Below are 25,767 nucleotides of genomic sequence, written 5' to 3'. Positions count from 1 at the left end.
CCCTTCAAAAAGGGTGTCAGGCGCGTTTTACGCCGCGGCGCTCCTCCCCGCTGGTCCTTACGATATAGAGGGCCATGCAGATAAACACCACGTCTCTCCCCAGCGCAATCCACGGGGAGGTCTTCTCCCCCCCCCCCTGCCTGAAGCAGCCGCAATCGATGTCCAGCCCCCGCACGATAGCCGAGGCGAGCGCCACGATGAAGACCGCGTTCAGCAGCGCGATGACGACCGCCCCCGCCTTCGGGCGGAAGCCGCAGACGAGGAGGGCACCGGAAATTACCTCCACCCAGGGGAGAATCGCGGCGGTAAGGTAGCTCCAGAAGTACGGCACAAGCTTGTAGGCGGCGACGTTCCCCGCAAAAGCGACCGGATCGGCGATCTTCAGCACCCCCGCGTAGATGAACACCCCGCCGAGAATGACCCGTACCACCAGCGGCAGATACTCCTTCACTCTCGCGATCATGGTTTCCTCCCCTGAGAAATGGGATACCCCGCGCCGTACCACTCGGGATACCCACCCTCGTACACGTACACGGTCCGGTATCCCCACTTGATGAGGAGATTGGCGAGATCCATGCTGTCGTGGCAGGAAAACCCGTTGCAGTAGACGATGAGCTCCTTCGCGGTGGGGACCTCAGCCTGGAAGGAGGGGGGCGCCCCCTTCGACGCCTCCCCGAGGGGGAGGGAGACCGCGCCCTTTATGTGGCCGGCCTCGTAACTCTGCATGTCGCGGGCGTCGATGATGACCGCTTCCTTTGCGTCGTACAGCTCCTTCACCTGCATGAGACCGAGCGGCAGCGGGACAGCCTCTTGCGCAGCCGGCCCCGGGACCTCCTGCGTTTCCGCGGCAGGGGGGGCGGAGGTTGCCTCTCCGCGCCACGCCTTCAGGAGAAGTGTGTGATTCCAGGAGAGCCCGAGGACTGCTGCAACGACGAAGACGAGAAGTACGTCGGTCATCAACCGACTCGAGGCTTTTTTCATCGGTGACTCCTTTCGAAGCGAAAGTGCGCCCGTTCCGGCAGCGGGGCTACAGAGATTCCTCCTGCCTGAAATCCCCGCGCTCGGCGTGCACCGCGATGATCCTCGCCGCGGCTGCGACAGGTATGGCGAGGAGTATCCCCCAGAAACCTATGAGTTCGCCGAGCGCCATGACCATGATGATGGTGAGAAGGGGGTTCAGGTCCATGGAGCTGCGAAAGACGAGGGGCTTTACCAGGTACCCCTCCAGAAAGTAGATCGCGGCAAAGGCCGCAAGCACCTTTACCAGCGCGAGCCCGCTCTGGAACTTCAGGTAGGCGAAGAAGAGGGGGGGGATGGTGGCGATGACGACGCCGATGAAGGGGAGGACGGAGGCGACCCCTGCGAAGATCCCGTTGAAGATCGCGTAGTCCACCTCCATGAGGGCGAGGGTGCCGCTCACCAGGATCGCCACGATGGCGGAGACGATGATCTGCCCCTTCAAAAAGCCGCCGATACTGTCGTTGATCTCTCTCCCCAGCGACAGGAGGGTGCCGCGGTGGCGCACCGGCAGCCACGCCGCGATCTCCTCCTTTATGTCCTTTTTGTAGTACAGCATGAAAAAGACGAGGATCGGGGCGAGCACCAGGTTGAAGAGGTTGAAGACGACGCTCGCCGCCGCGGAGGAGACGCCGCTTCCCACGCTCCTGAAGACGTTGTCCAGCCACTCCACCGCCTTGTCCGCGGCCCAGCGCCACTCCGCGCCGTACAGCGGTTGCACCTGTCCCTGCAGCTCGAGCCCAAGGTTCTTCGCCTTCTCCAGGTAGGTCGGTATGCTCGGGATGAGCGCCTGTCCCCGCACAATCGCGTAGGGGACGAGATAGGAGAGGACGAATACGGAAAGGATGGCGAGGAGGACGTAAAGCGTCACGATCGCCGCGGGCCTGCGCACCCTGCGATGCTCGAGCCATACCACGAAGGGGTCGAGCAGATAGGCGATGACGAAGGAGAGGAGAAAGCAGGACGCGGTGTGGCTCAGGGCGTGACCGGCGGCGAAGAGTGCGGCTGCGACGAGGAGTATCACCACGGTCCGGTTCGCGGCGTTTCTTTGTGCAAGCATGGGTGCCTCTGGTTATGGGATGTGGCCGCGCCCGGAAAGGAAAAGGGGCGAGGAAAGAAGCGCCGTGCGGGTCGGTTGGGCCCGGCGTACGGTGCGAGGGGCGGTCTACCGGTCGGGGGGGAAGATGTCGTGCTCCTCCAGCCACTCTCCGGCGCGCCCGGTGATGACCTGCTCCCGCACCGCCTCGAAGCGCTCCTGCTCTTCGGGATAGAAGGAAAGGATCTCGCTCAGGCGCCCGTAGGCGCTCTTCCCGACGAAGGCGCGCACGAGCATCGCCTTCAGCGCCGCGTTGCTGACCCCCTGGATGAAGCCGTGCACCATCTGGCGCTCCTGCGCGTAGTCGAAGGCGGGTATTTCGAGGTAGCGCTCGTCCGCCGCCGCCATCTCCTCCCAGAACGTTTCGTCGTCGTAGTCGGCGGGAACGGAGAAGACTTCTCCGGTCTCACGGTCCAGAAAGTAGGTCAGTTCCGGGTCGGGGTTCTCGAATGCTTCCATCAGTTCGTCCCAGACTATCTCCACACTTCGCATGGCCATGCAGTCAACCTCGTCAGGGGAGGTGGGCACGAAGGGAGGTGCCGCCACCCTCCAGCGGGGGAACCCACTGGACCTCACCCATAGTTTTGTATATATTGTGCCCCATGCGCAACATTTTTATCGCCGATGCCCACCTGAAGCAACCGGGGGACGCGAATTACCGCTCCCTGCTCCGCTTCCTGGATACCCTCCCCCCGGACACCGACACGCTCTACATCCTCGGGGACCTCTTCGAGTTCTGGGTCGGCTCCCCGACCCCCGTGTACCGGCACTACCGGGAGGTCGTCGACTCCCTGAAGAGGGTGCGCGGGCGCGGTGTGCGCCTCGTCTACTTCGAGGGGAACCACGATTTCCACCTCACCCGCTTCTTCCGGGAGGAGCTGCAGGCCGAAGTGCACCGGCGCGGCGCGATCGTAACGATCGGCAGCCAGCAGGTCTATCTTTGCCACGGCGACCAGATCAACAGGAGGGACTATCGCTACCGGGCCTTTCGCCTCCTGCTGCACAGCCGGCTCGCCGGCGTCCTCCTCCCCCTCTTTCCCCGCGGCTTAGCGGGCGCGGTCGCCGCCATCCTCTCCAGGCTCAGCGGGAAGAGGCACAAGGTCCGCCGCGTCAGGTGGGACCGGCGCGCTATCACCCTCTCCTTTGCCAGGGGATGCTTCGGGAAGGGGTGCGACGCCGTCGTTACCGGCCACTTCCACCTGCCGTACCTGGAGCGGGAAGGGGAGCGGGTCGTCGTGTCGCTCGGGGACTGGATCACCCAGTTCTCCTACTGCGAGTGGCTCGACGGGGAGTTCACCCTGAAGACCTTTCCGCAGTAGCCCCGAAAAGGGCGAGGTACTTTTCCACCCGTTCCTCCAGCGTTTCCGCACAGATCATTCTGCAGATCTCGTCGGGGCGGTAGCCGCGGCACACGGCGGGGCGGTTCCCGTAGTCGGCGCAGGTCAGATCGTCGGAAAGGTGGGGACACCGCTCTCCGATCCTCTTCCCGAGCGCCGAGATGTCCGGCGCCACGCAGCACGTCCCGCAGCGCAGACACTCCACACTTACCCCTACTTGAAGAACGCCTCGAGCGCCTGCTCCCCGAGAAACGGTGCCTTTATCTTCCACTTCGCCTCGTTGATGACGAGCGCCGCGATGGCGATCTGTGGATCCTCCATCGGGGCGTAGGCGGTGAACCAGCTGTAGTGGCCGGCGGGGTCGGTCCCGTCGATGGAACCGGTCTTCGCCGCGACCTTCAGGGAGGCGAGCATCGGGCGCCCCCTGCGGTCGTGGAACGCCTTTCTCGAGGTCCCGGTCACCGTGGTGGTGGAGAGCATGCGGGCGAGCTCCGAGGCGGTCTGCGGCGTCACCACGCGGCGCAGCTCGAACGGCTGCTGCTTGAAGAGGGTCCCCCCCTTCGCGTCGACGACCTGCTGCGCGAGGCTCGGGGCCATCATGACCCCGCCGTTTGCGACGGCCGCCATGAGAGAGGCGGCGTGCAGCGGCGAGACCTTCACGTCGTGGTTCAGACCGGCGCCGGTCAGCATGAGCTGGTCGAGGGAGTCCGGAGGGGGCGCAGTGCTCGGGATCACGGGGCAGCCGGGGTAGATCTCCTGGTTGAAGCCGTACTTCTGGGCGCAGCTTATCAGCGCGTCACGCCCCACGATGTCGCCGGCAAGTCTGCCAAAGACCGGATTCACCGACTTCCCCATCGCCTGCGCCAGCGGCATCTGCGGGCTGCGGCGACCGGTCGACCGCCAGTGCTTCGGGCTCTCGGAGGTGAGGCGCCCGTTGAAGGCAAAGGGGGTGTCGGCGGTGACCTTCTTGTCCTCCAGCGCCGCGGAGGCGGTGACGATCTTGAAAAGGGAGGCCATCGGGTAGAGCCGGTAGCAGGCATCCTTCTCCCAAGCCGGTTGCGCGGTGGAGTGGGAGACGACGGCGAGGATCTTCCCCGTCTTCGGCTCGATCGCCACCAGCGCGGCGTACGGCACCTTGAAGTCCTGCATGACCTTCGCCACGCGGCTTTGCAGCCGCTCGTTGATGGCGTACACGATCTTCCCCCCTTGCGGCAGGGGGGCGGCAAACTCGTTTGCCTCCTGCTTCGCGCTCGGGAAGACCTCGGCTGCCAGCTTGAAGGAGCTCCAGTTGTCCGCTTTCGTGAGGACGGCGGCCGGTGAGGACGTGGTATGGGGGGCTGTGGTGGTTTTCGCCGTGCGGGCGGAGTTCAGGAGTCCGAAGAGTGGATAGCTGGCGAGAGCGAGGGCCAGGACCGGAAGCACGATCTTGAGCCTGTTCTTGCGGGGGGGAGGGGTTTCGAGGACCGCCTTGAAAGCGTTGCGCGCTTCCTCCCCTTTCCGCCTGCCGTGCCGGCGTCGTTTCTTTTTGTGTATGTTCTTAAAATCTTGCATGAACCTGCTGCTTTTGGGGGTGGGATCACGACACTATATGTCAACTGATCCCCCTTTGTCAACGACGGCAGCCGCCTCGTTTTCGAGGACCAGCTCCTTCAGCGTCGTCCCCTTGAACGCCTCCCTGAGTGCCTCCTCCCCCCGCTCCAGAAGGCCTGCGGCCGCCTCTTCTCCGGGAAGGAGGCAGCACGCCCCCTGGCTCTTCAGGGAGAGGATGACTTCCGCAAGGACGATCTGGTCGAGCTCCCGTGCAGGTTGGTACGGCTCCCCCGGGGCGCTGGTGGAGACGATGAAACCCGCCTCGGAAAGCTGGTTCAGTGTCGGCCGCAGGATGCGCAGCGGTATCCCCAGGGAGAGGGACAGCTGCTGCTCCCCCCAGCGCAACTGACCGTGGTGGAAGGACTCCCCAATCCTGCGCAGCACCGCCAGCGCTAGCAGCTCCCTGAACGACTGGTTGACCTGGTGCCCGAGGAGCTCCCGCCGGAAAGTGGTGCGCTGCTGGTGCACCGCCACCACCTCCATCCCGAAAAGGACGATGAGCCAGCTCGTGTAGAGCCAGATCATCACGATGGGGAGCGCCGCCAGCGTCCCGTAGATGGCGTTGTAGTTCGCCACCCCGATCTGGAAGTGGATGTAGGCCCACTGGGCACCCTCCCAGATCGTGCCGGCGAGGACGGCGCCAAAGAGGGCGGAGCCGACGCGCACCTTCGTGTTGGGGATGAAGATGTACAGGAGGAAGAAGGCGGCCCACACGCTCACGTACGGAACGAGGCGCAGGAGCTGGAGGTAGATGTCTCCGAAGTAGGTCGACTCGAGGAGCCAGCGCACCACCGCCTTGTTCTGCAAGGTGCTGGTGATGCTGGTGGCGGCAAGGACGAGAAGGGGGGCGCTGACGAGGACGCTCAGGTAGTCGCTGAATTTCCGGTAGAAGGAGCGGGTCTCCGGCACGCCCCAGATCGTGTCGAAGGAGTCCTCCACGCTGCCGAGTGTGGAGACGGCGGTAAAGAGGAGCATGAGGAGGCCGATGGCGCCGATCGACCCTGCATTGGTGTTGTTTATGTAGGTGACGATGCGGGTGACGACGACCTCCGAGCCTGCGGCGACCTGGCGCAGGATCACGGGGGCGAGCTTGTTCTGTGCCCCGAGCCCCTTCAGGACGGCGAAGGTGAGGGCAAGGAGGGGGACGATGGAGAGCAGGGTCGTGAAGGTGAGGGCGGCGGCCCTCAGCGGCGCGCTGTTGGTGAGGAAGTTCTGCATGATGAAGACGACGACCTGCACGGCGCGCAGGAGCTTTCCCCGGTACCCTCCGAGCGTCTCGGGGTCGGTCTGCCACAGCCACTTGCGGGAGAAGATGATTTCGTCCTGGCCAAGACGCATGGGGAGGGCTCTCTTTCTGTGCTCCCGGCCGAAACGCCGCCGGCCGGAGTGATCGAATGTCAGTGGGGTCTTTGGCTGCTCGGCGGGTATTGCAGCGGCAAGAAAAAAGCCCACCGGGGGGTGGGCTTTTGGTGGTGATCTTACATCACCTTCTGTTTTTCCTTTTCGCGCTCCATTGCTTCCTTACCTGCTTCGATCGCGGAGGAGATGATGCTCTTCTTCTCCATGACCTTGTCCCTCCCCTCTTCATAGCTGGAGCGGATCCTGGTCTGTGCGTCGCTCGCGTAGTCCTTGATCTTGCCGACGGCATCGTCGGTCAGGTCTCTGATCTGTCCGCGCATCTCCTCGCCGGTTTTCGGAGCAAAGAGGAGGGCGGCCCCTACGCCGACAGCTGCGCCCGCGAGAAACGAAAGCAGAACTGTTCCTGTCCCAACACCACTATCTTCTGACATGGCAGTTACCCCCTTTTTCTAATAAGTTTATCAGCAATGAACCTTCCCGCAACACGTGCGCCGGTCATCCATGCGGAGGAACCGGCCACCAGGGTGGAGACCACCCCCACCACTCTGTTGATCGCTCTGATGTGCTCCCCGGTCTCTCCCAACTCCTCCATGAGGAGGCTCACGCCGTCTGCATTGGCCGCAACGGAAGCGGTGACGATGCGGACTTCGGCGACCGCGGAGCGCGCCTCCATGAGGAGCGGCTCCAGCTGTGCCTCGGTCTTCTCCGCGACGCTGCGCAGAGCAGCCGCGGCTTTCTTCATTTCCATGAGAGTGGGGATAAGAAACGAGGTGAGGACAACAAGTGTTACTGCTGTCACCGCTGAGGCAATTCCCAGTAAAAGCATCGAAACCTCCCTGCACAGGCGGCAGTTCGTACGAGTAGCTGCTGAAGAGATGGGCAATGGAGCTTTGCTTTTACCTCGCCGGCTGCGGCAAGGGGATAAGAGAAGGCCGGCCTTGTGAGCCGGCCTTCTCCCTTTTTGTTACCGATTACTTCTTGGCAGGCGCCTTCTTGGGGGCAGGGGCTGCCTCGCCTTTGGCCGGCGCTGCCGGTGCCGCCGGTTTAGCCGGTGCGCCGGTGGTGCTCCAGCGGTTCAGGTCATGAGCGATGCTGTGGCAGTCGCTGCATTTCGGGAACTTCGCCATCATCGCCGCCGGGTGCGGAGTGCCGTGGCAGCTGGTGCAGGCCGGAACCATCTTGTGCTTCGCCTGATGGCAGTACACGCAAGCGAGCTTGTTGTGCTTCGCCGGGCTGGAGGCGAGGAGGTTCGCCGCCTTGGAGTGGCAGGCCGCGCAGAACTTGTTCGGGGTCTGTGCGTTGTACGTCACCACCGCCGGCTTGTGGGCGCTGTGGCAGGCCTTGCAGTCCTTCTGGGTCATGTCCGCGGAGTGCGGCTTGTGGCACTGGGTGCAGGGGGGGATCCTGCCGTGAACGTTGTGGCAGAAGGAGCAGGCGAGCTTGCTGTGCTTGCTCGGGAACGCCTTCAGCTGCTCCATCTGCGGCTTATGGCAGGTGAGGCACGGGTCGGTGACGTTGTTGCCGAACTTGATCGCCTTCGGGGTGTGCGGGTTGGAGTGGCAAGCGTTGCACCCTTTGAGCTCGTAGTGGGGTTTGCCGGAGTGGCACTGGCTGCATGCCGGGATCGGCTTCTTCACTTTGGGGGGGTGACCGTTGTGGCAGTCCTGGCAGGTGACCTCGGTCTTGTGCTTCCCGCCGTTCGCGGTGATGTCCTTCACCGGCTGCTCGTGGCACTTCACGCAGTCGGCGTTGCTAAGAGTGGTTGCTGCCGGCGCCGCCGGTTCAGCTGCCCATGCTGTCCCGATACAGCAGAACAGGAAAAATGCAGAAAAAAACTTGGTTAACTTTGCTACTCTCATTGCCCCCTCCTTAGGAATAAAACACAGTAATCATTATCACGGGTTTATATAACGTCTTGAGGTGCATTGTCAACAGTTGCCTGTAAAAATCGACGTATTTTCGTGCTGCTGCAACGACCCCTTCACTGCGCAGAAAGGAATCTGTTATCGGTGAGATAGTATGCAGCGATGGCGGGGGTGGTGCAGAGATTGCGCGGATCGTCTAAAGAAGGTCCCTCCCCCCTGCGGGGGAGGGTGCCGAAGCGCTAGATGCTCGGGTGGGCGAGGGAGCCGCGGACCGGGATGGTGTAGGCGCCGGGGGAGGTCTGGTACTTCATGAGGAGGAGAAAGACGAACTTCTGCCGCTCCAGAAAGGAGGGCTTCGGCATCATCTCCACCGTCAGGTTGAGGGGAGAGAGCCCCACCGGCTGGGCGAGTACCGCGTCCCCCTTCAACCTCACGTAGATCCCGTCGCCGTCCAGGGTGAAGCTCTTCAGCGTGGCGCGTCCTCCATCGATGGCGAGGGCGCCGCGCACGTCGCGGTACGCAGCATCGGGAAGGGGGGTCTGCGCGATCTTCACCCCCGCGAGCTCGGCCCCCCGCACCTGCAGCTGGATTCCTCCCGCCATGCCGGCACCTTTCTGCACGAGCGTCCCGTCCCCCCTGAGCTCCCCCTTCACGCGCGCCGAGGCGACGGTGCTGAAAAAGGGAATATCTTCCAGCCGCACACCTTTCGCGGTGAAGCTCAGCTGGCGGCGCCTTCCGGCGTCGAAGTCCCCTTCGATCCTCCCCGCAGCTCCGATCCCCGCCTCATATCCGAAACGGATCTTCCCGGCCAAAAGCGGCAGGACCCGCAGCGCGACCCGCGTGTCCTTCAGTCGCAGCACTTCACCCTTACCGGAGGAGAGCGACAGCGCGGGCGCCTTCACTCCGATCGGGAACGCCTTGGAGAGCTTCGGGCAGTCGAGGGTGTAGCCGCCATTTTCCGCCACACGCACCAGCACCCCTTTGATGGCGTCATTCGGGATGAACCAGAGGGTGAGGAGGAAAAAGAGGAGGAGAGCGGCGGGAACGCCGCACGCGATGAGAAGGGCGCGCCTTTTCATCGGCTACCCTGCGGGGCAGGCTTGATGAGCGCCACGGTGAGGCCGACATCGACCTTCGATTGATCGTCGAATCGCTGCTTTATGAGGGCCTTCTTCACCGCCACCGGGCGGGTCCCCTTCTCCAGGCGGTACAGGAGGTTCACCGCCTCGTTGGAGGTGAGCCCCTCGATCTTCACCTCGGCGGCGTCCTCCACGTATCCCGGTATCTCCTCTCCCTTCACCGGCTTCACCTGGCTCCCCTTCCCCTTGATCCCTATCTCTTCCACGATCTTTGCCGGAGAGTCGTCCGCTTTCGTGGCGGCCAGGCGGTTGGAGAGGCGCTGCGAGACCGCACTCGCCTCCAGATAGCGTACCTTCAGGGTCATCATCTCTTTTAAGTCCGCCTCCCGGCTTACCCGTTTCTTTTCCAGCGTCTTTATGCGGCCGTTCAGGGCGGAGAGCCCGATCGCCGCGACGAGGGCGACGGCGAGGGCGATGCCGAGCGTCAGCCGCGTCGTCCTGTCCATGCGCTGCAGGAGATCCGTAATCTGCTTCATCGTGCCACCCCCTTCCAGGTGCCGTGGTAGGCAAAGGTCACAGAGCCGTCGGGGCGGGACTTGTTGTCGGTGACCTCGCCGCCGTCGAAGAACTTCGCGGCGCGGCTCTTGAAGTCCGCCGTCCCCTGGAAGGAGCGGGCGTCCCCTTTCGCGCGCACTTCGTTGCCGTCCACCTCGATCTCGTACAGCCCCGTGACGTCGTCCCCCTTCGCCTCCGCGAGCTGATTGAGGACGGTGAGGACGTTGCTGGAGGTCTTCGCCCCTTCGAGCCTCCTGATCTCGGAGCGGAGCTCGGCGACCTCGTCGACCGGCTTCTTCCGGGTCGGAAAGACGGCGCGGTAGATCCCCTTTATGGAGGAGTCGAGGGAGACCACATCCTTGTACACCAGCCGGTAGCGCACCCCGCTCTCCACGAAGGCGAGCACGATGAGGACTCCGAGGAGGACGAGCGGTATGCGCAGCCTCCTGCGCAGCTTCTCGGTTCCCGCGGTGTAGGAGAGGGGGCCGCGGCGCAGATCGACCGCCTTCCCGGCGGCGACCGCCGCGGCGACTGCATAGGCACCGGCAAGGTCGCGTGCCGCGTGGGCGTCGTCCCCGAACGCTCCGGCGAGTTCGGCGCTTACCTCTGCGCTCTCCCCTCCGAAGGCGTGCGAGATGCGCACGACCCGCTCCACCTCGACCCCCTTACCGATCTCCAGCGCGGCGACCGTTCTTTGCACCTCTTCGTCCCCGGCATGGGGAGGGAGGGCACGGAAGAATATGGGGGTCCTGTCGGAGAAAGCGGCGAGGGCCTCGCCGTCGGCGACCGCCACCGTTCCGGCGGCGGGGGCGAGGGTGTCCCAGTGGAAGAGGGAGGCGGTGATGATCTCCGGCTCCAGCCCCGCATCTTTCAGCAGCGCTACCTTTTCCGCGAGATCCTTCGCTCTTCCCCACACCGCCAGGAATTTCCCCGGCTCCAGCGGGAGCGCGTCGAAGACGAGCTCGTCGGTGTCGAGCGCGGTCTCCCCTTTCAGCTCCAGCGGCAGGAGTTCGCGCACCTTCCCCCTGTCGGTGAGGGGGAGCTCGAGCTCCCTCATGAAGAGCTCCGTGGGGGGGAGCGCCAGTATGACGCGCCGCTCGGTGCCGGGAGGGACGCTTCTCAGCACCGCGGCAAGGTCATCCTCCCCGTTCGGGTGTCGCTGCGCCTCCACAAAGGTGACGGCTCCGCGGTTCCTGCGGAAGGTGGCGAGGATGACCTCGTCCCTTTTCAGTTCGACGACGAAAAGATCCATCAATATTCTCTCCAGTATAGAAAAACCGGCTGCGTTCCTGAACGCAGCCGGACGACCGCTTCCGTTACCCCTACGCTTTCTCCGACCTTCGCTTCGGCATGAATCCGGTACACGCTGCCGCTGTAGGTGATGTTCATGCGCGCCTCCGGCGTGAGCTTTTCCGCCCCCGGTATGCTGCTCAGATTCTCCGCCTTGATCGCCTGCTTCTTCCTGAAGTCGAGGATGTTCTCCACGAGGCTGTCTGAGATGTTCTCGTCGAGGGCGGCGAGGACCTCTTTCGGCGCCGTATTTATATTGACCCGCGTCGTGCTCTCCCCGCTCATCGACTCGCCGTACACCGTCACCAGCGGGCGGAGCTTCGTGAGGACCTCCGGGGTGAACCCCTTCAGCAGCGCCAGTTCCTCTACCGTGTCGAGGCGCGCGTTCTTCGCACCGTACGCCGGCTTGAGCGTTCGGTAGTAGCTGCTCTCCGCGCCGTTGGGGGAGGGGGTGTCGTTTTCGTCGGCCCAGTCCATGACGGCATCGGTGAGGTCGGGGGAGACTCCTGCCTTCTTGAAGAGGCGGATCGCCATCTGGGTGTACTGGTTCGACATCCCGTTCGGGGAGGTGGCGGTGTTGATGTTCATCTTGCCGCTCTCTTCCTCGATGGTGACCGTGATCGTGCCTGCCCCCGCATCGTAGCTGATCGGCTTCGCCCACAGGTCGAGAAGGGAGCTGTAGCCGTTGTGGGTGGGGAGGTCGAACTGCAGGAGCTTCACCGCGAGGGGGACCCCCGATGCAGCGAGAATCCCCGCCTGCTGGGAGGCGACGAAATTGTGGCTGTGGGAGGTGTCGACGTACACCTCGCTGACGAATTCCACCAGGAGCGCCGTCAAGAGCGCCGTCACCATGAGGGCGATGACGAGGGCGAAGCCGCGTTCGTTTTTCATTGCTTCACCCCCGGCGAGGCGATCGTGCTGAAGACCTCCCCCCCTTTCAGGGTGATGGTGACCCGCACCTTGTCGGGGATCCGCCTGTTCAGCTCCGTATCCCAGCTCTTCACCCACTTACCGCCGTCGTAGCACTCCACCGAGAACCCCTCGACAGTGTCCATGATCGGGTAGAGGAGGGGCTTCACGTCGAGGTAGAGGTCCTTCGACTCCCGCATGAGGGAGAGAATCCCCTCCTTCTCCTGCACCGAATAGCGCACCACCGCGAGATCGGAGGCGGGGGCGGGGTCCACCCGGGGAGGGGTGATGGTGGTGAACTGCAAGAGGGAGGTCGGCTTTCCGAAGGCGTCCCGGTCCTCCACCACGAAGTGGAGGCGCTTGTCGCCGCTTGCGTAGAGGGCGGAGGCGATCTCCTGGTGCAGCTTCCCGAGCGTCGTCGACAGCTCCCGGCGCTCCTCGACCCGTTCCCCCCCCTTTTCCCGCGCGCGCATGACGGAGAAGTAGGTGCCGTACAGCGCTCCGGTGAGGATGACGAGGAGCACCAGCGCGATCATCAGCTCGATGAGGGTGAAGCCCTTATTTTGACGTAAATTGCACAAGGGAAAGCCTCTTCTTGCCGTCCTGCCAGCTCACCGTGAGGACGGTGCGGCTCACCGTCGGAAGCTCCGTCGGCGTCGTCTCCCGCTCCCAGGAGAGTTCCGGGTGTTCCGGGGCGAAGGTCCCCTTCTTCTCGGAGATCTTTACGAAATCGGGATCTTCCAGCTTCGCGCGCCCGACGAGCGCCGCCACGGTCTCCTCCCGGTCGTCCCCCACGATGGAGAGATGGTAGTTGACGGAAGAGATGACGGTGAGGAGAACGCCGGCGGCGATGGCGAGCGCGATCATCACCTCGAGGAGGGTGAACCCTTTCATTTCCTCTCCTCCCCGGTGGCCACTTCTTGGTAACCCTCCTGCACCTGCACCTTGCTCCCCCCGGGGTAGGCGATGACGGTATAGTGCTCGCTCCCCCCCCTGAGGTGGGCGGTGAGGCACTCCTGGTTGCCGCGGGGGCCGAAGGTGACCGTGACCTCCCCCTCCGACACCCGGCCGAGCTTCGGGTCGGTGACGTCCTCGATGGAGATCCCCTCCTCGATGAGCTTTCGGTTCATGAGCTGGTCGTCGGGGGGGAGTACCTCGCCGGAAGGGGAGAGCTTCGCGATGGAGGCGCTGTTTTCCGCCATGTTGAAGGTGAGCCGGTACACCCCTTTGGTGATGATCGCCTGGTCGTTCAGGAACCTGATGGCGGTGGCGAGGTTGCGGGCGGAGCTCTTGAGTCTCGTCCCTTCGGGGGCGGGGAGTCGCGGCACCACGATAGCCGCCGCGAAGGCGATGATGGCGAGGACTACCACGACCTCTATGAGGGTGAAGCCGTTTTTCGGGGTTTCTTCTCTCAGAATCTTTCCCTGCCTGAGGCGCGTGAAGGCCGGATCAGGTGCGCGATCGGCGGCGCCTGATCCGGCTGCACAAAGTATCTTCTGGCTCGTGGGGAACCGTCTGCCCCGAGCGTGTCAGAGCCTGTTCTCCGGAGCGAGATTCTTCCCGGAGGAAATACTGCTGCTAGTGCATGTTCCAGCTCTCGATGTCGGCGTTTTTCTCCTCACCGCCGCGGGCACCGTCGGCGCCGAAGGAGTAGAGGTCGTAGTCGCCGTGCTCGCCGGGGGAGAGGTAGACGTAGTCGTTACCCCACGGGTCTTTCGGCACGTTCTTGTTTTCCAGGTACCCCTCCGCCTTGTAGTTGTTGGGGATCTTCCCGGTGGTCGGCTTCGTCACCAGCGCCGCGAGCCCCTGCTCGGTGCTGGGGAAGTTGCCGCTGTCGAGCTTGTAGAGCTTCAGGGCGGTCTCGATGTTCTTGATCTGCACCTTCGCGTCGGCGACCTTCGCGTCGTCGCTGCGCCCGATGATCTTCGGTCCGACGAGGACCGCGAGAAGGCTCAGGATAACGATGACCACCATGATCTCGATAAGGGTAAAGCCGGCATTGCTGCGCAATCTCTTCATTGTTGATGCTCCTGTGTTTTTTATTGTCGGACCGGTCAGACCAGTCGGACGTGTCAGACCTGTCCGACTAAAGAGTGTGGCTCGCTACTTCACCAGCTGGTTCAGCTGGAATATCGGCAGCAGGACCGCGAGGACGACGACGCCGACGCACACCCCCATCCCGAGGACCAGGAGAGGCTCCAGGAGCGCCATGGAGCGGGTCACCGCCGAGTTGAACTCCTTCTCAAACGCTTCCCCCGCCTTCATGAGCATCCGGTCCAGCTCCCCGCTCTTCTCCCCGACGGAGGTCATGTGCACCAGGAGCGGCGGGAAAAGGGCGCTGCCGCGCAATGCTCCGGAGAGGCTCCCCCCCTGGATGAGGCTCTCCTTTGCCTCCAGGAGAACGGCCCGGTACTCGCGGTTCACCACCGCCTCCCCGGTTATCTCCAGCGCCCTCACGATGGAGACGCCGCTTGCCAGGAGGAGCCCCAGCACCTTGGAGACGCGGGAGAGGACAAGACGCTGCAGGAGCGGGCCGACCAGCGGCGTCTTCAGGAGGACGCGGTCGCGACGCCTGATCATCGCCTCCTCCCGCATGAGCTTCTTCATCCCGGCGACCGCTGCGACGGCGGCAATGGCGAGAACCCACCACGCCTTTCGCAATGTGGTGCTCACCTTTATGAGGAGGACCGTTATCAGGGGGAGGGTCGCCTTGCTCTCCTGGAAGACGGTGACAATCTTCGGCACCACGAAGGCGAGGAGAAAGAGCATCACACCGCCGCCGACGACGACCATGAGGCTCGGGTAGGCGAGCGCGGTGGTAATGCGGCTGCGCACCTCCGCCTGCCCCTCCAGGAACTCGGCGAGCCGCTCCAGCACCCCTTCCAGCGCGCCGCTGGCCTCGCCGGCCGCCACCATCCCCACATACCCCTCGGAAAATACCTTCGGCTCTGCAGCGAGCGCCTGCGCAAGGCCGCTTCCTTCGGCGAGCCGGTCCCGCACCCTGCCGAGAACCTTCTTCAGCTCGCCCGGGCGCTCCTGCTCCCACAGCGTCGTCACCGCCTCGTACACGGGGACGGCGGAGCCGAGAAGGGTGGCGAGCCTTCTGGTGGCGAGGGAGAGCTCGGGAACCGCGACGCGGGAGCGCCCCCTGCGTCCTCCCCCCTTCTCCTCCGCAGGTGCGATCTCCTTCGGAAAGAGCCCGTCCTGCTTCAGCTTCTGGCGCGCCTCGTTCAGGGACGCTGCGTCGACGGTGCCGGAGACTTCGCCGCCACCCGACTTGAAGGCGCTATAGCGAAAGGTCGGCATAGTCTTCCTGGGTTACCCTCAGGACCTCCTCGATGGTGGTGACGCCTGCAAAGGCCTTTGCCAGTCCGTCTTCCCGCAGGGTCTTCATCCCTTTGGAGATGGCGTACTCCTTTATCGTCCCCGCCGGCGTCTGCCGGATGATCATGGAGACCATCTCGCTGTCCACCAGCAGGAGCTCGTAGATACCCATCCGTCCCACGGTGCCGAGCCCGAAGCACTTGTCGCAGCCGCGCCCGCGGTAGAGGCGGTCCGGCAGCTCGATCCCGGCATAGGAGCGCTCCGGCTTGTACGACTCCTTGCAGTGCGGGCAGATGACCCGCACCAGGCGCTGCGCGAGGACGGCGGAGAGGGACGATGCCACCATGAACGGCTCGATCCCCATGTCGATGAGACGCGTCACGGCGGTCGCCGCGTCGTTTGTGTGCAGCGTGGAGAGGACGAGGTGGCCGGTGAGCGCGGACTGCATGGCGATCTCGGCGGTCTCTGCGTCGCGGATCTCCCCCACCATGATGATGTCCGGGTCCTGCCTGAGGATGGAGCGCAGCCCGCTGGCGAAGGTGAGCTCGATCTTCGGATTCACCTGGATCTGACCGACACCCTTCAGCTGGTACTCGATCGGGTCCTCGATGGTGATGATGTTCTTCTCCGGCGAGTTGATCATGTTGAGCGCCGCGTAGAGCGTCGTCGTCTTGCCGCTGCCGGTGGGGCCGGTTACCAGAATGATTCCGCTGGTGCGCTTCAAAAGGCGCTCCATCGCGGCGTCGGTGACCTCCGAGAGGCCGATCTCCCGCAGCGAGAGGATGCCGCGCTGCTTGTCCAGGAGCCTCAGGACCACGCGCTCCCCGAAAAAGGTGGGGATGATGGAGACGCGGATGTCCACGTCGCGCCCGGCGACCTTCACGCGGAAGCGGCCGTCCTGCGGCAGGCGCTTCTCGGCGATGTTCAGTCCCGCCATTATCTTCACGCGGGAGGTGAGCGCCTCCTGGATGACCTTCGGGGGAGCGAGCATCTTGTACAAGAGGCCGTCGATACGGAAGCGCACCTCCAGCTCCCGCTCGAACGGCTCGATATGGATGTCGCTGGAGCGCTCCTTCACCGCCTGGAAGAGGATGGAGTTGAGCAGGCGGATGACCGGCGCCTCGTCGGTGAGCTCCATGAGGTCGCGCGGCTCGTTGAAGGAACCTGCGACGGTGGAGAGATCCTCCCCTTCGAGCTCCTCCACCACTTCCTGTGCGGAGCCGGAGAGCTTGGAATAAAGCCGGTTGATGGCGTCGAGGAGCGCGGGGCGGGGGACGGCGACGACGTCCACCGGCGCGCCGAAGAGGCCGGCAAGCTCATCGAGCGCGAGGAGATTGGCAGGGTCGGCGCTGGCGGCGAGCACGCGACCTTCCTCCGCCTTTACCGGCAGAAGGAGGTTGTTGCGCGCAAAGGTAAGGGGGAGGCGGCTTACCAGCGCCGCGTCCACCGCGGTGTCGTCGACCTCCGCCTGGAACGGTATCCCCAGGCGGCTCGCGATCCTCTCTATGTCCATTGTTTCTGCCATGTCTTTTCCGGTTCTGCTTTTTGTGTGGGTGTCGTGCGAGTTCCCGCGCTCCTTCAAGAGGAGGTAGCGGATCGTCCTGCTTTCACGCTCTACGGCTTCTGGCTGAGCTGCTGGTTCAGGTTGAAGGGTGTGTCGTTCTTGATGACGTTGTCGAACTTCATCTGCTGCGACTTGGTGACTTCCACCATCTCGTCGGTGCCGCGGATGATACGCGGGGTGAGGAGGATCATCAGGTTCGTCTTTTGCCGTTGGGTGGACTTTGTCTTGAAGAGCCACCCCAGAACCGGGATGTCGCCGAGCAGCGGCACCTTCCTGACGGTGGTGTTATCGCTGTCCTGGATCAGCCCGCCGATCACCACCGTATCCTTGTCGCGCACCACCACCGCGGTCTTCGCGGCGCGCTTGGTGGTGGTGATGTCGGCTGCGGCCCCCTTGTTGAGGGGGTCCTTCACCGCGGAGATCTCTTGGTAGATGTCGAGCTTGACGTATTCGCCCTCGCTGATCTGCGGGGTGATCTTCAGGGTGATACCGGTGTCCTTCCTTTCCACCGACTGCTGGGAGAGGCCGGTGGAGGAGAGGTTCGTCCCGGTGATGAAGGGGACGTTCTCGCCTACGAAGATTTCCGCCTCCTTGTTGTCGGAGGTCATGATGGTCGGGGTGGAGAGGACGTTTACCGCGCCGTTGGAGGCAAGGGCCCTAATCACTCCGGCGACCTGGATGTTGCTAGGGCCTCCTGCTGCGGGTAGGGCGAGGGCCGTCAGCAGATTGATGACACTTTGCTGGCTCGCGTCGGTCTTGTTGAGGACTCCGAAGGGGTCTACGGTACCGGCACCGGTTATTACACTGTTCTTGCCAAAGCCCAGCGCCGCGAGTTCCACCCCCGCTTCCTTCAGCTTGTCCAGCGAGACTTCGGCGATCACCGCCTGCACGAAGACCTGGCGGCGCCTCTTGTCGAGCTTCTGGATCACCCCGATCAGGTTTTGGTAGTCGTTGGGGGAGGCCATGATGACGAGGGAGTTCGTCGCCTTGTCCGGAGTGATGGTGATCCTCCCCCCTTCGAAAAGGGTCTGCTGCGCCGCCGCGGAGGCGGCCGCCGCCGGGGTCCCGGCCGCAGGTGCGCCGGATGTCCCCTTCAGGACGCCGTCCATGACTTTTGCCACCTCGGTCGCCTCGGCGTTCTCCAGATAGTAGACGTTCACCTTGCTGCTGGAGGTCGGGGGGACGACGTCGATGAGGGTGATGAACTTCTTCACGTCCGCCTTGTCCCTGTCGCTGCCGAAGATGATGATGGCGTTGAGCCTCGTGTCGGGAACGACGATCCCGGCGCCGCTCGGCTGCGCGGCCGCCGGCTGTCCCGCCCTCGGAGTGGTCTTGTCTTTCCCGGCGAGCCAGTCGCGCACCATCGCCGCCACGTTTTCCGCAGCGGCATTCTTCAGGAATACGAGCTCAGCCCCCTCCCTCGTCTGGTCGGTGTCGACCTGCTTCAGTATCCCCAAAAGCTTCTGGATGTTCAGCGCCGAGTCCACGAGGAGTATCTTGTTCGCCGGCCCGAAGGCGGAGATGTAGGCGTCCTTGGAGATCAGCGGCTGCAGGAAGGAGACCGCATCCTGCGGGGCGATACTCTCCAGCGTCACCACCCGCGCCACGTACCCCTCGTTCACCACGCCGCGCTCGCGGTCGGTGAGGACCTTCATCCCCGACTGCTTTGCCACGGAGGTGGGGACGATCTTCAGGACCTTTCCGGCCGGGACGACGGTGAACCCCTTCAGTTCCAGGACGGAGGTGAAGACGTTGTATGCCTCCTCGTTGGTGAGCTTTGCCGGGGAGAAGATGGAGATCTTCCCCTTCACCCGGTCGTCCATGATGAAGTTCTTCCCGGTGAGGTCGCTCACGAACTTCACCATGGTGGCGATGTCCACGTCGGTGAAGTTGAGGACGACCCCCTTCGCGAAGACGAGCGTCGGGGCGGTAAGGAGGAAGAGGGTCAGCGCAATGAGAGGAGCAATTCTTCTTTTCAACGAAAACCTCCTTGAGGTTCAGCGGGGGTACTGCAGGTCACTGTCTTTATTCGGTGCTGCCCGGTGTGCCGGCGCCTCCACGATGCGGCGCTTCCGGCGTCACTGAGGCCGGGACCGGTTTTGCAGCGGGAGCGCGGGGGAGGGACAGCGCTATCTGATGTCGTAGCTGAAGGTAGTCGGCTGCCCGTCCCTGATGAGGTCGAGCTTGATCCTGCTCTGCCCCTTCAGGGAGGCAAGGGACTGAATCGCCTTCTCAGGGGAGTCGATGGGGAAGTCGTTCATGCGCAGCAGGATGTCGCCGTTTCTGATCCCGATCGTGCCGAATATCCCCTGCGGCTTCACTTCGGTGGCGCGGAAACCCTCCACCTTCCCGTCCTTCATGCTCGGCAGGAGCCGCGCGTCGGTCATCGCCGTGCCGATGTTGTCGAGAGCGGCATTGAGGGCGCGCTGGTCGACGACGTAGCTCCCGGCGCCGGTCTGAGCGGCGAGGCCGCCGCCAGGCTGCGGCGGGGGGGCAGGTTTTTGCCCCTCCGGATTGGCAGCTATCGCCATCGGGGTGACGATCGGTACCCGCCTTCCTCCAACCAGGATCTCCGCGACCTCCTTTTTCACCGAGACCAGGGGCCCCGCGGAAAAGACGATTTCTCCGATGCGGAAGACCCGCTCCTCCTTCGTGCTCCCCTTCGCTATGAGGGCGAAGGACTCCCGCAGGGAGCCGACGACCGTGCCGAGGAGGGTGAGGTCGGAGACGTTGGCGGCGGGAGGGGGGGCGGCTGCCTGCCCCGCCGCACCTTGCGGCTGCTGCGCGGCGCTCAGTTTCCCCTCCGTTCCCTTCCCGAAAAGCCCCTTCTCAACGATCGGCGCGAAGCTCAGCAGATCCTCCGGAGCGGCTGCCGAGGTCGCCTGCACCGCCACGGCTCCGGTGCGCCCGCTCTTGGGGTAGAGGGAGGAGATCTTGAAGCTGAGGACGTCTGCGGCAATCAGCGCGAGCACCGCCACGATCAGGAGGGAGATGACTATGTTGAGGGGAAGAATCCACCGCGGCATGAGAGCCCCTTTGCTAACGTCGCTAAAACTGTGTGAATATATTAAATACAAAATGCATATGCAACAAAAAAGGGCGCTTTGTGTCAAATATATGACACCTGAAGAGGGGTCGCCGCAGGACAGGCCTTAGTAGCAATAAGCGGGCCAGCATGCGGATTCCCCCCTCTTTCTTCCTCCGGTCAACATTTTCCTGCTTCCCGTGCCCGCACCGGTCCAGGACGGGGATGGGAGGTGGTCAAGGAAGGAGACAGTGACGCCGCAAGGGGTCAAATATACGACACCCTTACGCACTCCTTTCGGGACGGTGCATCTCGGGGAACCAGAGGTTTGCCGCCACTCAAAGGAGAGGCGAGGCTAGTACGTTCCCCCCTTTGCGAAGGTTCTTCAGGAAATTCTGGGGAAGCCGTAGTGTATCTTAATGGAGCGGCGCAAGAGGCCTCGCGTCCCCCCCTTTGCGAAGGGGGGACAGGGGGGATTTGGCTCTTGTTGGCCTATTACCTCCACAACCGTTTCCAAAAACGAGTCACGGCTGCCATCACCTTTCGGACATTCTGAAGGCGCTGGCTGCCACCTCGTTCTTGCCAGCTGAACTGGACAGAAAAAGGCTTGTTGCAAGGTAGATGAGGACACAGCAGTTTCTCAGCATATGCCGGCTTCTACTGATGCCCTGTGGTCTGACAAAGTCAAATCCCCCCTGCCCCCCCTTCGCAAAGGGGGGAACGTAGGCTCCTGCAGTGCTTCGTGGTGCACCCACGCTACTCCCCGGAATTCCCGGATGAACCTTCGCAAATGGGGGAAGGTCAGGTCTCCTGCAGTACTTCGTCGCAATAACTCCCAGCGCGGAAGACCATTGGGAAAGGGGCGTGGCTCAGGCGGTTCCAGCCGAAGTCAGGGCTCTCCTCACTGTTGTTTGCCTCCTGTCGCTGTGCTACACTCCGTCATCCCAGAACCGCAGCACGGAGAGACCCCTTGAAGCAGATCATCGTCACAGCCTCCACCCTCCTTGAACTCTCCCTCCTTCTCGAGGCGATCGGCGCTGTGCCGACTCCGGATGCGGGACATCTGCGGGCCTACCGCGGGAGCTTCGGCGACGTCGATCTCCTCATCGCCGTCACCGGGATGGGGAAGGTCAATGCGGCGAGTGCCACGACCCTCCTCCTCGAGCGCTTCGAGCCGAAGCTCCTTGTCAACACCGGGTGTGCCGGTGCCTTCGCCGGGAGCGGTCTCGGGATAGGAGATCTCGCGATAGCTTCTTCCGACTCCTTCGGGGACGAGGGGGTGGAGACCCCGCTGGGTTGGCAGGGGCTCGAACTGATAGGGATACCGGTATACGAGGGGAAGGGGGCGCGCATCTTCAACACCTTTCCCCTCTCACCCGAGGTGGCAGCCCGAGCCGTGGACGTTGCGGGGCGCGGGGGGACGCGGTCCCTCCTCGGCCCGTTCGTGACCGTATCGACCTGCAGCGGCACCGCTTGCCGCGGCGACGAGATCCTGCGCCGCTTCCCCGGCACGATCTGCGAAAACATGGAAGGTGCTGCCGTGGCACAGGTGGCGACGGCGTACGGCGTCGACCTCCTGGAGGTTCGGGGCATCAGCAACATGGTTGAGGACAGGGATCTCTCTCGCTGGGACCTGAAGGGGGCTGTCGCGGCGGCACAGCACTTTCTCCTCCGCTTCCTGCGACAGTGACGCGACCTGACTCCGCAGGGGAAGAATATATATATATACTCCAGCTTTGACAGGAAGGATCAGTCGATGAGTGACTCACCAGCCGGCGCACCCGGCAACGCATCAGATGAAACAAAAGGGGAAGGGCGCCGCATCCTCACCCTCGGGTACTCTCCCTGCCCCAATGACACCTTCATCTTCCATGCTCTCGTTCACCAGGAGATAGAGTGCGGGCTCGCCTTCAGGGAGCGACTCGAGGACGTGGAGACGCTGAACCGCCTCGCGCTCGCTTCGACCCTCGACGTCTCCAAGGTCTCCTATCATCTTCTCGGGCACGTGCTGGACGACTACCTCCTTCTCCGCTCCGGCGGGGCTCTCGGGCGGGGGTGCGGCCCGCTGGTGGTGGCGAAACCGGGAGTCGAGCTTTCATCGTTGAGGGAGAAGCCGGTAGCGCTCCCGGGGGAGTTTACCACCGCGGCACTCCTTTTGCGGCTGTACGACCCGTCCCTTGAAAACCTCGTCTACCTCCCCTTCGAGAAGATCATGGGAGCGGTCGCCGACGGCTCCGTCGCTGCCGGGGTGATCATCCACGAGTCGCGCTTCACCTACCAGGGGTACGGGCTGCAGCAGCTTCTCGACCTCGGGCAATGGTGGGAAGAGGATACCGGGTACCCGATTCCTCTCGGGGGGATCATCGCCCGGCGCTCACTCGGGCGCGATACCCTCCTCGCCCTCGAGCGCGGCATCGCGGAGAGCGTTCGTCACGCCACCGCACACCCCGACGGGGCAAGGCCGTATATCCGGGCCCACTCGCAGGAGATGAGCGAGGAGGTTTGCTCCGCGCATATAGCTCTCTATGTGAACCGTTTCAGCGTCGATCTCGGAAGGGAGGGGGAAGAAGCGGTAGCCTTTCTCCTGCGGCGGGCTGCAGCTGAGGGGATCATCCCCGGAAGGAGCGCTTCTCTTTTTATCGAGTAGGGGAGGAGGAAAAAACCCTAACGACATTTCCGTTTTGTCCGATACAAATCGTCAGGTAATTCCCGATGCGGGACCTGCGGAGGTTTTCCCAGATGGATGAGCGGCGGATCCAGAAACGACACGTCCTGAGTGCGGTGGCACTCTGCGCCTTCTTTTGGGCAATGGACGCGCTCCTGGACGGACTCCTTTTTCCGGAGCGCTACTCCTCCGGCTTCAGCTTTGCCGCGACCCCCCGGGAACTGTGGATGCGCACCGTGGTCTCCGTCCTCGTTGGCTGCGTTTTCCTCTTCGCCCGGTGGCGCGCGCAGTGGCTGCGGCATACGGAACGGGTGAAGCGCCGGGCCGACGAGCTCTCCCGCGTCCTCTTCGAATCCGCCACCGATGCCATCTGCCTCATCGACTCCCGGGACGTCAAAGTCACCGCAGTCAACACCCTCTTTCTCAAAAGGCACGCCCTTACCGAGGACGACGCCCTCGGCCAAAGCCTCTACGACCTCATCAGCATGCGCCGCCTCCCGGCGGACGCTCTCGCCCCCCTCGAGGAGACCGCCATCACCGGCGAGCCTGCCACCTGCGACCTTGCATACCCCGGCGATGACGGGGAGCTGGTGTACGAGGAGGTGGCGACCTACCCCATCGGCGACCCCGGCCTCGGTACTTCCGGCGCCCTCTACGTCACCCGCGATGTCACCACGCGCCGCCGCTCCGAAGAGCTCGTGAGGAACTCCGAGGAACGGTACCGCGCCATCTTTGACAATACCGGCACTGCCATGGCGATTGTCCATGCAGGGGGGGTGATCCGCATGGTGAACCGCGGCTTTGAGGAGGTGACCGGCTACGGCAAGGAGGAGCTCGAGGGGCGACTCTCCTGGAACGACCTCGTCCCCGAACCCGCCCTGCAGCTCCCTTGCGCCGCCCTCGAGGGTGCGCTGCCGCGGAGCTTCGAACTGGCCCTCCTGGACAAGGGGGGGGTGGAGAAGACAGTCGCCGGCAACTGGTCCTCCATCGCCGGCTCAGAGGAGACAGTCGTCTCTCTCCTCGACATCACCGGGCAAAAGAGGGTGGAAAAGGCGCTGCGCGAGAGCCGGGCGGCACTGGCGGTCGCCCAGCGCATCGCTCATATGGGGAACTGGGAGTGGGATGTCGTGCTCGACGAGCTGACCTGGTCGGAGGAGATGTTTCGCATCTACGGTCTCCCCTCCGGCGAGATCGCACCGACCTACGAGGGGCGCCTCCAGGCGGTCCATCCGCAGGACAGGGAACTCGTGATAAAGGCGATGAATGCGGCCCTGTACGACAAGACGCCTCTGGAGCTGGACTACCGGATCGTTCTTCCCACCGGCGAGACCCGCACGATAGCCTGCAGGGGGGAGGTGAGCTACGACCGCCTCGGGAACCCCCTGCGCATCATCGGTACCGACCAGGACGTGACGTGGCGCAAGGAGGCGGAGGAGGCGCTGCGCATCTCCGAGGAGAAATTCTCCAAGGCCTTCCGCGCCAGCCCCGATCCTATTGCCATCATGAGAGCGGAGGACTGCGCCTACATCGACGTCAACGAGGCATTCCTGAAGACGACGGGGTACAGCGCAGAGGAGCTGATCGGTCACACCTCGAGCGAGCTGCAGCTGTGGGCGGAGCCGGAAGCACGCATCGCCATGCTGAAGATCCTGAACCGGTACGGCCACGTGCGCAACCTCGACGTGCGCTTCCGCATGAAATCGGGGGAAATCCGCCAGCTCCTCTGGTCCGCGGACATCATCGAGTACCGCGGAGAGGGGTGCCTCATCGCCATCTCCCGCGACGTCACGGAGCAGAGGCAGCTGGAGAAGGAACTGCACGAAAGCGAGGCGAAGCTCTTCATGAAGCACGAGGAGCTGAAGAGTCTCTTCCAGCAGATGGAGAGCATCAGGCGGGAGTGGGAGGAGACGATGGACTGTGTCGACGACATGTTCATCCTCGCCGACGGCTCCGGGAAGATCAGGCGCTTCAACAGGGCCGTGGAGACCTTTTCCGGCAAGCCGCATCGCGACATCGTGGGGACCGAGTGGTCCGCCTTCCTGGAAACGCAGGGGATGGCCCCCCACCTTGCCGCACCGGGGACCGAGATCTACCACGCCGGAAGCGGCAGGTGGTTCGTGCTGCACTCCTATTCGTTCAGCATGAATGATGTGGACGGCGCCCTGCGACAGGTCATTATCATCAACGACACCACCAAAATCGGCAGAAAAACGCCTGAAATCCGGGTGGCCGGGTCAAAAATCGCGCTGTGAAAACGTCGCAAAAACAGTATGATACCGGCGAGTTGCGGTATTTTGCCTTGACTTTGGGCGGTCTCGTTGTTATAAGAACTACCTCGCCCAACAAAGGAGGTGCGCATGGCATCACCCGAGCGAAGCGGCAAGATGGCCGTTATTGGCATCATCTCTCTGCTGCTTCTCCCGATCCACACGCTTCCCCTGCTGGCTGCTGAAAAAGTTGAAAAAGAAGCAGAGCCGAAAGTAGAAAAAGAGGAAAAAAAGTCAGTAGTAAAGCGGCTGATTGGTCTTGCGACCTACTACGCCAAACGGTACAACGGGAGACGGACCAGTTCCGGAGCACGTCATGATCCGGAAGAAATGACTGCGGCTCACCACAATCTCCCCCTGGGTACTAGGGTGCGGGTTACCAATCTCGCCAACAACAAAGAAGTCACCGTCGTTATCAACGACCGTTGCCGCAAGATGTCAGTTCCGTTTATCGATCTGTCACGCGCCGCGGCAAGAAAGCTTGGGTTTCTCGGAGCAGGCAGGGCCAACGTGGCCATCTCGCTGCTCGCTGAAGGGGAATCCTGAAATTAAATACACAATGGGCGAAAAAAGAGGAAGGCCGGGGATTGTTCCCGGCCTTTATCTTTTTGAGCTTCTCCCCCTACGAGTGTCGCCGACTTCGGCATGCCGAAGTCGATGCCCCCTCTACTCTCCCGGTGGCGAGGTTAAGAGCACTTCGGCGTGCCGAAGTGACGCTAAGGGTCTGAAATAAAAGGGTGTGGAGAAGGGAAAACGGTTTAACGCGGTGGGGGATGATCTCAGACGAAGACAATAGGGCCTGATACGGTTCACGCCACTTCACGA

27 protein-coding genes are annotated in these 25,767 nt (G+C 63.3%); 5 read left to right on the top strand and 22 right to left on the bottom strand.

Annotated features, from left to right (window positions below; genetic code table 11):
• Positions 1–16: 16 nt before the first annotated feature.
• From LPW11_RS05300 to LPW11_RS05285, 4 genes are all read right to left on the bottom strand, one after another.
• Positions 17–463: a MauE/DoxX family redox-associated membrane protein gene (locus LPW11_RS05300; protein WP_331001597.1), complete on the bottom strand. Its 447-nt coding sequence runs from the start codon at positions 461–463 to the stop codon at positions 17–19.
• Positions 460–981, bottom strand: a complete 522-nt coding sequence (locus LPW11_RS05295) for a rhodanese-like domain-containing protein (protein ID WP_230997093.1) — start codon at positions 979–981, stop codon at positions 460–462. The genes LPW11_RS05300 and LPW11_RS05295 overlap by 4 nt, the downstream gene beginning before the upstream one ends.
• A gap of 46 nt (positions 982–1,027) precedes the next feature.
• A complete protein-coding gene (locus LPW11_RS05290) occupies positions 1,028–2,077 on the bottom strand; it encodes an AI-2E family transporter (protein WP_230997092.1) in 1,050 nt (349 codons plus the stop codon).
• Between the two features lie 105 nt (positions 2,078–2,182).
• Entirely contained in the window at positions 2,183–2,611 is a 429-nt protein-coding gene (locus LPW11_RS05285) for a UPF0158 family protein (protein WP_230997091.1), read from the bottom strand.
• A 104-nt stretch (positions 2,612–2,715) separates the two neighbouring features.
• On the opposite strand from LPW11_RS05285, the gene LPW11_RS05280 reads away from it, so the two are divergent.
• Positions 2,716–3,432: a UDP-2,3-diacylglucosamine diphosphatase gene (locus LPW11_RS05280; RefSeq protein ID WP_230997090.1), complete on the top strand. Its 717-nt coding sequence runs from the start codon at positions 2,716–2,718 to the stop codon at positions 3,430–3,432.
• On the opposite strand, the gene LPW11_RS05275 is transcribed toward LPW11_RS05280, so the two are convergent.
• The 18 genes from LPW11_RS05275 to gspC all read right to left on the bottom strand — a co-directional run bounded on the left by LPW11_RS05275 (position 3,407) and on the right by gspC (position 20,011).
• Positions 3,407–3,655: a YkgJ family cysteine cluster protein gene (locus LPW11_RS05275; protein WP_230997089.1), complete on the bottom strand. Its 249-nt coding sequence runs from the start codon at positions 3,653–3,655 to the stop codon at positions 3,407–3,409. The two genes, LPW11_RS05280 and LPW11_RS05275, sit on opposite strands and share 26 nt — an antisense overlap.
• An 8-nt stretch (positions 3,656–3,663) precedes the next feature.
• Positions 3,664–5,001: a penicillin-binding transpeptidase domain-containing protein gene (locus LPW11_RS05270; protein ID WP_230997088.1), complete on the bottom strand. Its 1,338-nt coding sequence runs from the start codon at positions 4,999–5,001 to the stop codon at positions 3,664–3,666.
• Positions 5,002–5,034: 33 nt separating this feature from the next.
• Complete coding sequence (locus LPW11_RS05265; RefSeq protein ID WP_230997087.1) at positions 5,035–6,378, bottom strand: YhjD/YihY/BrkB family envelope integrity protein; 1,344 nt, start codon at positions 6,376–6,378, stop codon at positions 5,035–5,037.
• 140 nt (positions 6,379–6,518) lie between these two features.
• Positions 6,519–6,830, bottom strand: coding sequence for a YtxH domain-containing protein (locus LPW11_RS05260; protein WP_230997086.1), 312 nt, complete (start codon positions 6,828–6,830; stop codon positions 6,519–6,521).
• Positions 6,831–6,835: 5 nt separating this feature from the next.
• A complete protein-coding gene (locus LPW11_RS05255; RefSeq protein ID WP_230997085.1) occupies positions 6,836–7,225 on the bottom strand; it encodes a DUF948 domain-containing protein in 390 nt (129 codons plus the stop codon).
• Between the two features lie 145 nt (positions 7,226–7,370).
• On the bottom strand, positions 7,371–8,258 hold the full coding sequence (locus LPW11_RS05250) for a cytochrome c3 family protein (protein ID WP_230997084.1): 888 nt from the start codon (positions 8,256–8,258) through the stop codon (positions 7,371–7,373).
• Positions 8,259–8,503: 245 nt separating this feature from the next.
• Positions 8,504–9,343 (bottom strand): type II secretion system protein GspN, encoded by an 840-nt coding sequence (gene gspN, locus LPW11_RS05245; RefSeq protein ID WP_230997083.1) that lies wholly within the window; start codon positions 9,341–9,343, stop codon positions 8,504–8,506.
• Positions 9,340–9,879, bottom strand: coding sequence for a general secretion pathway protein GspM (locus tag LPW11_RS05240; RefSeq protein ID WP_230997082.1), 540 nt, complete (start codon positions 9,877–9,879; stop codon positions 9,340–9,342). The genes gspN and LPW11_RS05240 overlap by 4 nt, the downstream gene beginning before the upstream one ends.
• A complete protein-coding gene (gene gspL, locus LPW11_RS05235; protein ID WP_230997081.1) occupies positions 9,876–11,150 on the bottom strand; it encodes a type II secretion system protein GspL in 1,275 nt (424 codons plus the stop codon). The genes LPW11_RS05240 and gspL overlap by 4 nt, the downstream gene beginning before the upstream one ends.
• The gene (gene gspK, locus LPW11_RS05230) at positions 11,150–12,079 is read right to left on the bottom strand and encodes a type II secretion system minor pseudopilin GspK (protein ID WP_230997080.1); all 930 of its coding nucleotides are present in this window, start codon (positions 12,077–12,079) and stop codon (positions 11,150–11,152) included. The genes gspL and gspK overlap by 1 nt, the downstream gene beginning before the upstream one ends.
• Positions 12,076–12,678, bottom strand: a complete 603-nt coding sequence (locus LPW11_RS05225) for a type II secretion system protein GspJ (protein ID WP_269145389.1) — start codon at positions 12,676–12,678, stop codon at positions 12,076–12,078. The genes gspK and LPW11_RS05225 overlap by 4 nt, the downstream gene beginning before the upstream one ends.
• Positions 12,656–12,991 (bottom strand): prepilin-type N-terminal cleavage/methylation domain-containing protein, encoded by a 336-nt coding sequence (locus tag LPW11_RS05220; protein ID WP_230997079.1) that lies wholly within the window; start codon positions 12,989–12,991, stop codon positions 12,656–12,658. Before LPW11_RS05220 ends, LPW11_RS05225 begins: the two co-directional genes overlap by 23 nt.
• Complete coding sequence (locus tag LPW11_RS05215; RefSeq protein ID WP_269145413.1) at positions 12,988–13,512, bottom strand: pilus assembly FimT family protein; 525 nt, start codon at positions 13,510–13,512, stop codon at positions 12,988–12,990. The genes LPW11_RS05220 and LPW11_RS05215 overlap by 4 nt, the downstream gene beginning before the upstream one ends.
• Positions 13,513–13,675: 163 nt before the next feature.
• Entirely contained in the window at positions 13,676–14,116 is a 441-nt protein-coding gene (gene gspG / locus LPW11_RS05210; RefSeq protein ID WP_230997077.1) for a type II secretion system major pseudopilin GspG, read from the bottom strand.
• Positions 14,117–14,200: 84 nt separating this feature from the next.
• Entirely contained in the window at positions 14,201–15,403 is a 1,203-nt protein-coding gene (gspF, locus tag LPW11_RS05205) for a type II secretion system inner membrane protein GspF (protein WP_230997076.1), read from the bottom strand.
• Positions 15,384–16,946, bottom strand: a complete 1,563-nt coding sequence (gene gspE / locus LPW11_RS05200) for a type II secretion system ATPase GspE (protein WP_230997075.1) — start codon at positions 16,944–16,946, stop codon at positions 15,384–15,386. Before gspE ends, gspF begins: the two co-directional genes overlap by 20 nt.
• A gap of 89 nt (positions 16,947–17,035) precedes the next feature.
• Positions 17,036–18,964, bottom strand: a complete 1,929-nt coding sequence (gspD, locus tag LPW11_RS05195; protein ID WP_230997074.1) for a type II secretion system secretin GspD — start codon at positions 18,962–18,964, stop codon at positions 17,036–17,038.
• A 150-nt stretch (positions 18,965–19,114) separates the two neighbouring features.
• A complete protein-coding gene (gene gspC, locus LPW11_RS05190) occupies positions 19,115–20,011 on the bottom strand; it encodes a type II secretion system protein GspC (RefSeq protein WP_230997073.1) in 897 nt (298 codons plus the stop codon).
• A 969-nt stretch (positions 20,012–20,980) separates the two neighbouring features.
• Here gspC and mqnB point away from each other — a divergent pair.
• The 4 genes from mqnB (at position 20,981) to LPW11_RS05170 (ending at position 25,488) form a co-directional block, all read left to right on the top strand.
• A complete protein-coding gene (gene mqnB / locus LPW11_RS05185) occupies positions 20,981–21,700 on the top strand; it encodes a futalosine hydrolase (protein WP_230997072.1) in 720 nt (239 codons plus the stop codon).
• Between the two features lie 66 nt (positions 21,701–21,766).
• A complete protein-coding gene (locus tag LPW11_RS05180; protein ID WP_230997071.1) occupies positions 21,767–22,657 on the top strand; it encodes a 1,4-dihydroxy-6-naphthoate synthase in 891 nt (296 codons plus the stop codon).
• A 92-nt stretch (positions 22,658–22,749) separates the two neighbouring features.
• Positions 22,750–24,927 carry a PAS domain-containing protein gene (locus LPW11_RS05175; RefSeq protein ID WP_230997070.1) on the top strand — a complete coding sequence of 726 codons (2,178 nt, stop codon included), beginning with the start codon at positions 22,750–22,752 and terminating at the stop codon, positions 24,925–24,927.
• Positions 24,928–25,032: 105 nt separating this feature from the next.
• Positions 25,033–25,488, top strand: a complete 456-nt coding sequence (locus LPW11_RS05170) for a septal ring lytic transglycosylase RlpA family protein (RefSeq protein WP_230997069.1) — start codon at positions 25,033–25,035, stop codon at positions 25,486–25,488.
• Positions 25,489–25,767: the final 279 nt, after the last annotated feature.

The sequence above is a fragment of the Geomonas sp. RF6 genome (genome assembly GCF_021044625.1).
GTDB lineage: Bacteria > Desulfobacterota > Desulfuromonadia > Geobacterales > Geobacteraceae > RF6.
Note: the sequence above shows the minus strand (reverse complement) of the source record. Positions and strands in the feature narration are given on the sequence as shown.

Bases quoted from the DNA above. Each gene is read 5' to 3' on its own strand.
- LPW11_RS05300 (WP_331001597.1), bottom strand. From the start codon at position 463: ATGATCGCGAGAGTGAAGGAGTATCTGCCGCTGGTGGTACGGGTCATT.
- LPW11_RS05295 (WP_230997093.1), bottom strand. From the start codon at position 981: ATGAAAAAAGCCTCGAGTCGGTTGATGACCGACGTACTTCTCGTCTTC.
- LPW11_RS05290 (WP_230997092.1), bottom strand. From the start codon at position 2,077: ATGCTTGCACAAAGAAACGCCGCGAACCGGACCGTGGTGATACTCCTC.
- LPW11_RS05285 (WP_230997091.1), bottom strand. From the start codon at position 2,611: ATGGCCATGCGAAGTGTGGAGATAGTCTGGGACGAACTGATGGAAGCA.
- LPW11_RS05280 (WP_230997090.1), top strand. From the start codon at position 2,716: ATGCGCAACATTTTTATCGCCGATGCCCACCTGAAGCAACCGGGGGAC.
- LPW11_RS05270 (WP_230997088.1), bottom strand. From the start codon at position 5,001: ATGCAAGATTTTAAGAACATACACAAAAAGAAACGACGCCGGCACGGC.
- LPW11_RS05265 (WP_230997087.1), bottom strand. From the start codon at position 6,378: ATGCGTCTTGGCCAGGACGAAATCATCTTCTCCCGCAAGTGGCTGTGG.
- LPW11_RS05260 (WP_230997086.1), bottom strand. From the start codon at position 6,830: ATGTCAGAAGATAGTGGTGTTGGGACAGGAACAGTTCTGCTTTCGTTT.
- LPW11_RS05255 (WP_230997085.1), bottom strand. From the start codon at position 7,225: ATGCTTTTACTGGGAATTGCCTCAGCGGTGACAGCAGTAACACTTGTT.
- LPW11_RS05250 (WP_230997084.1), bottom strand. From the start codon at position 8,258: ATGAGAGTAGCAAAGTTAACCAAGTTTTTTTCTGCATTTTTCCTGTTC.
- gspN (WP_230997083.1), bottom strand. From the start codon at position 9,343: ATGAAAAGGCGCGCCCTTCTCATCGCGTGCGGCGTTCCCGCCGCTCTC.
- LPW11_RS05240 (WP_230997082.1), bottom strand. From the start codon at position 9,879: ATGAAGCAGATTACGGATCTCCTGCAGCGCATGGACAGGACGACGCGG.
- gspL (WP_230997081.1), bottom strand. From the start codon at position 11,150: ATGGATCTTTTCGTCGTCGAACTGAAAAGGGACGAGGTCATCCTCGCC.
- gspK (WP_230997080.1), bottom strand. From the start codon at position 12,079: ATGAAAAACGAACGCGGCTTCGCCCTCGTCATCGCCCTCATGGTGACG.
- LPW11_RS05220 (WP_230997079.1), bottom strand. From the start codon at position 12,991: ATGAAAGGGTTCACCCTCCTCGAGGTGATGATCGCGCTCGCCATCGCC.
- gspG (WP_230997077.1), bottom strand. From the start codon at position 14,116: ATGAAGAGATTGCGCAGCAATGCCGGCTTTACCCTTATCGAGATCATG.
- gspF (WP_230997076.1), bottom strand. From the start codon at position 15,403: ATGCCGACCTTTCGCTATAGCGCCTTCAAGTCGGGTGGCGGCGAAGTC.
- gspE (WP_230997075.1), bottom strand. From the start codon at position 16,946: ATGGCAGAAACAATGGACATAGAGAGGATCGCGAGCCGCCTGGGGATA.
- gspC (WP_230997073.1), bottom strand. From the start codon at position 20,011: ATGCCGCGGTGGATTCTTCCCCTCAACATAGTCATCTCCCTCCTGATC.
- LPW11_RS05180 (WP_230997071.1), top strand. From the start codon at position 21,767: ATGAGTGACTCACCAGCCGGCGCACCCGGCAACGCATCAGATGAAACA.
- LPW11_RS05175 (WP_230997070.1), top strand. From the start codon at position 22,750: ATGGATGAGCGGCGGATCCAGAAACGACACGTCCTGAGTGCGGTGGCA.
- LPW11_RS05170 (WP_230997069.1), top strand. From the start codon at position 25,033: ATGGCATCACCCGAGCGAAGCGGCAAGATGGCCGTTATTGGCATCATC.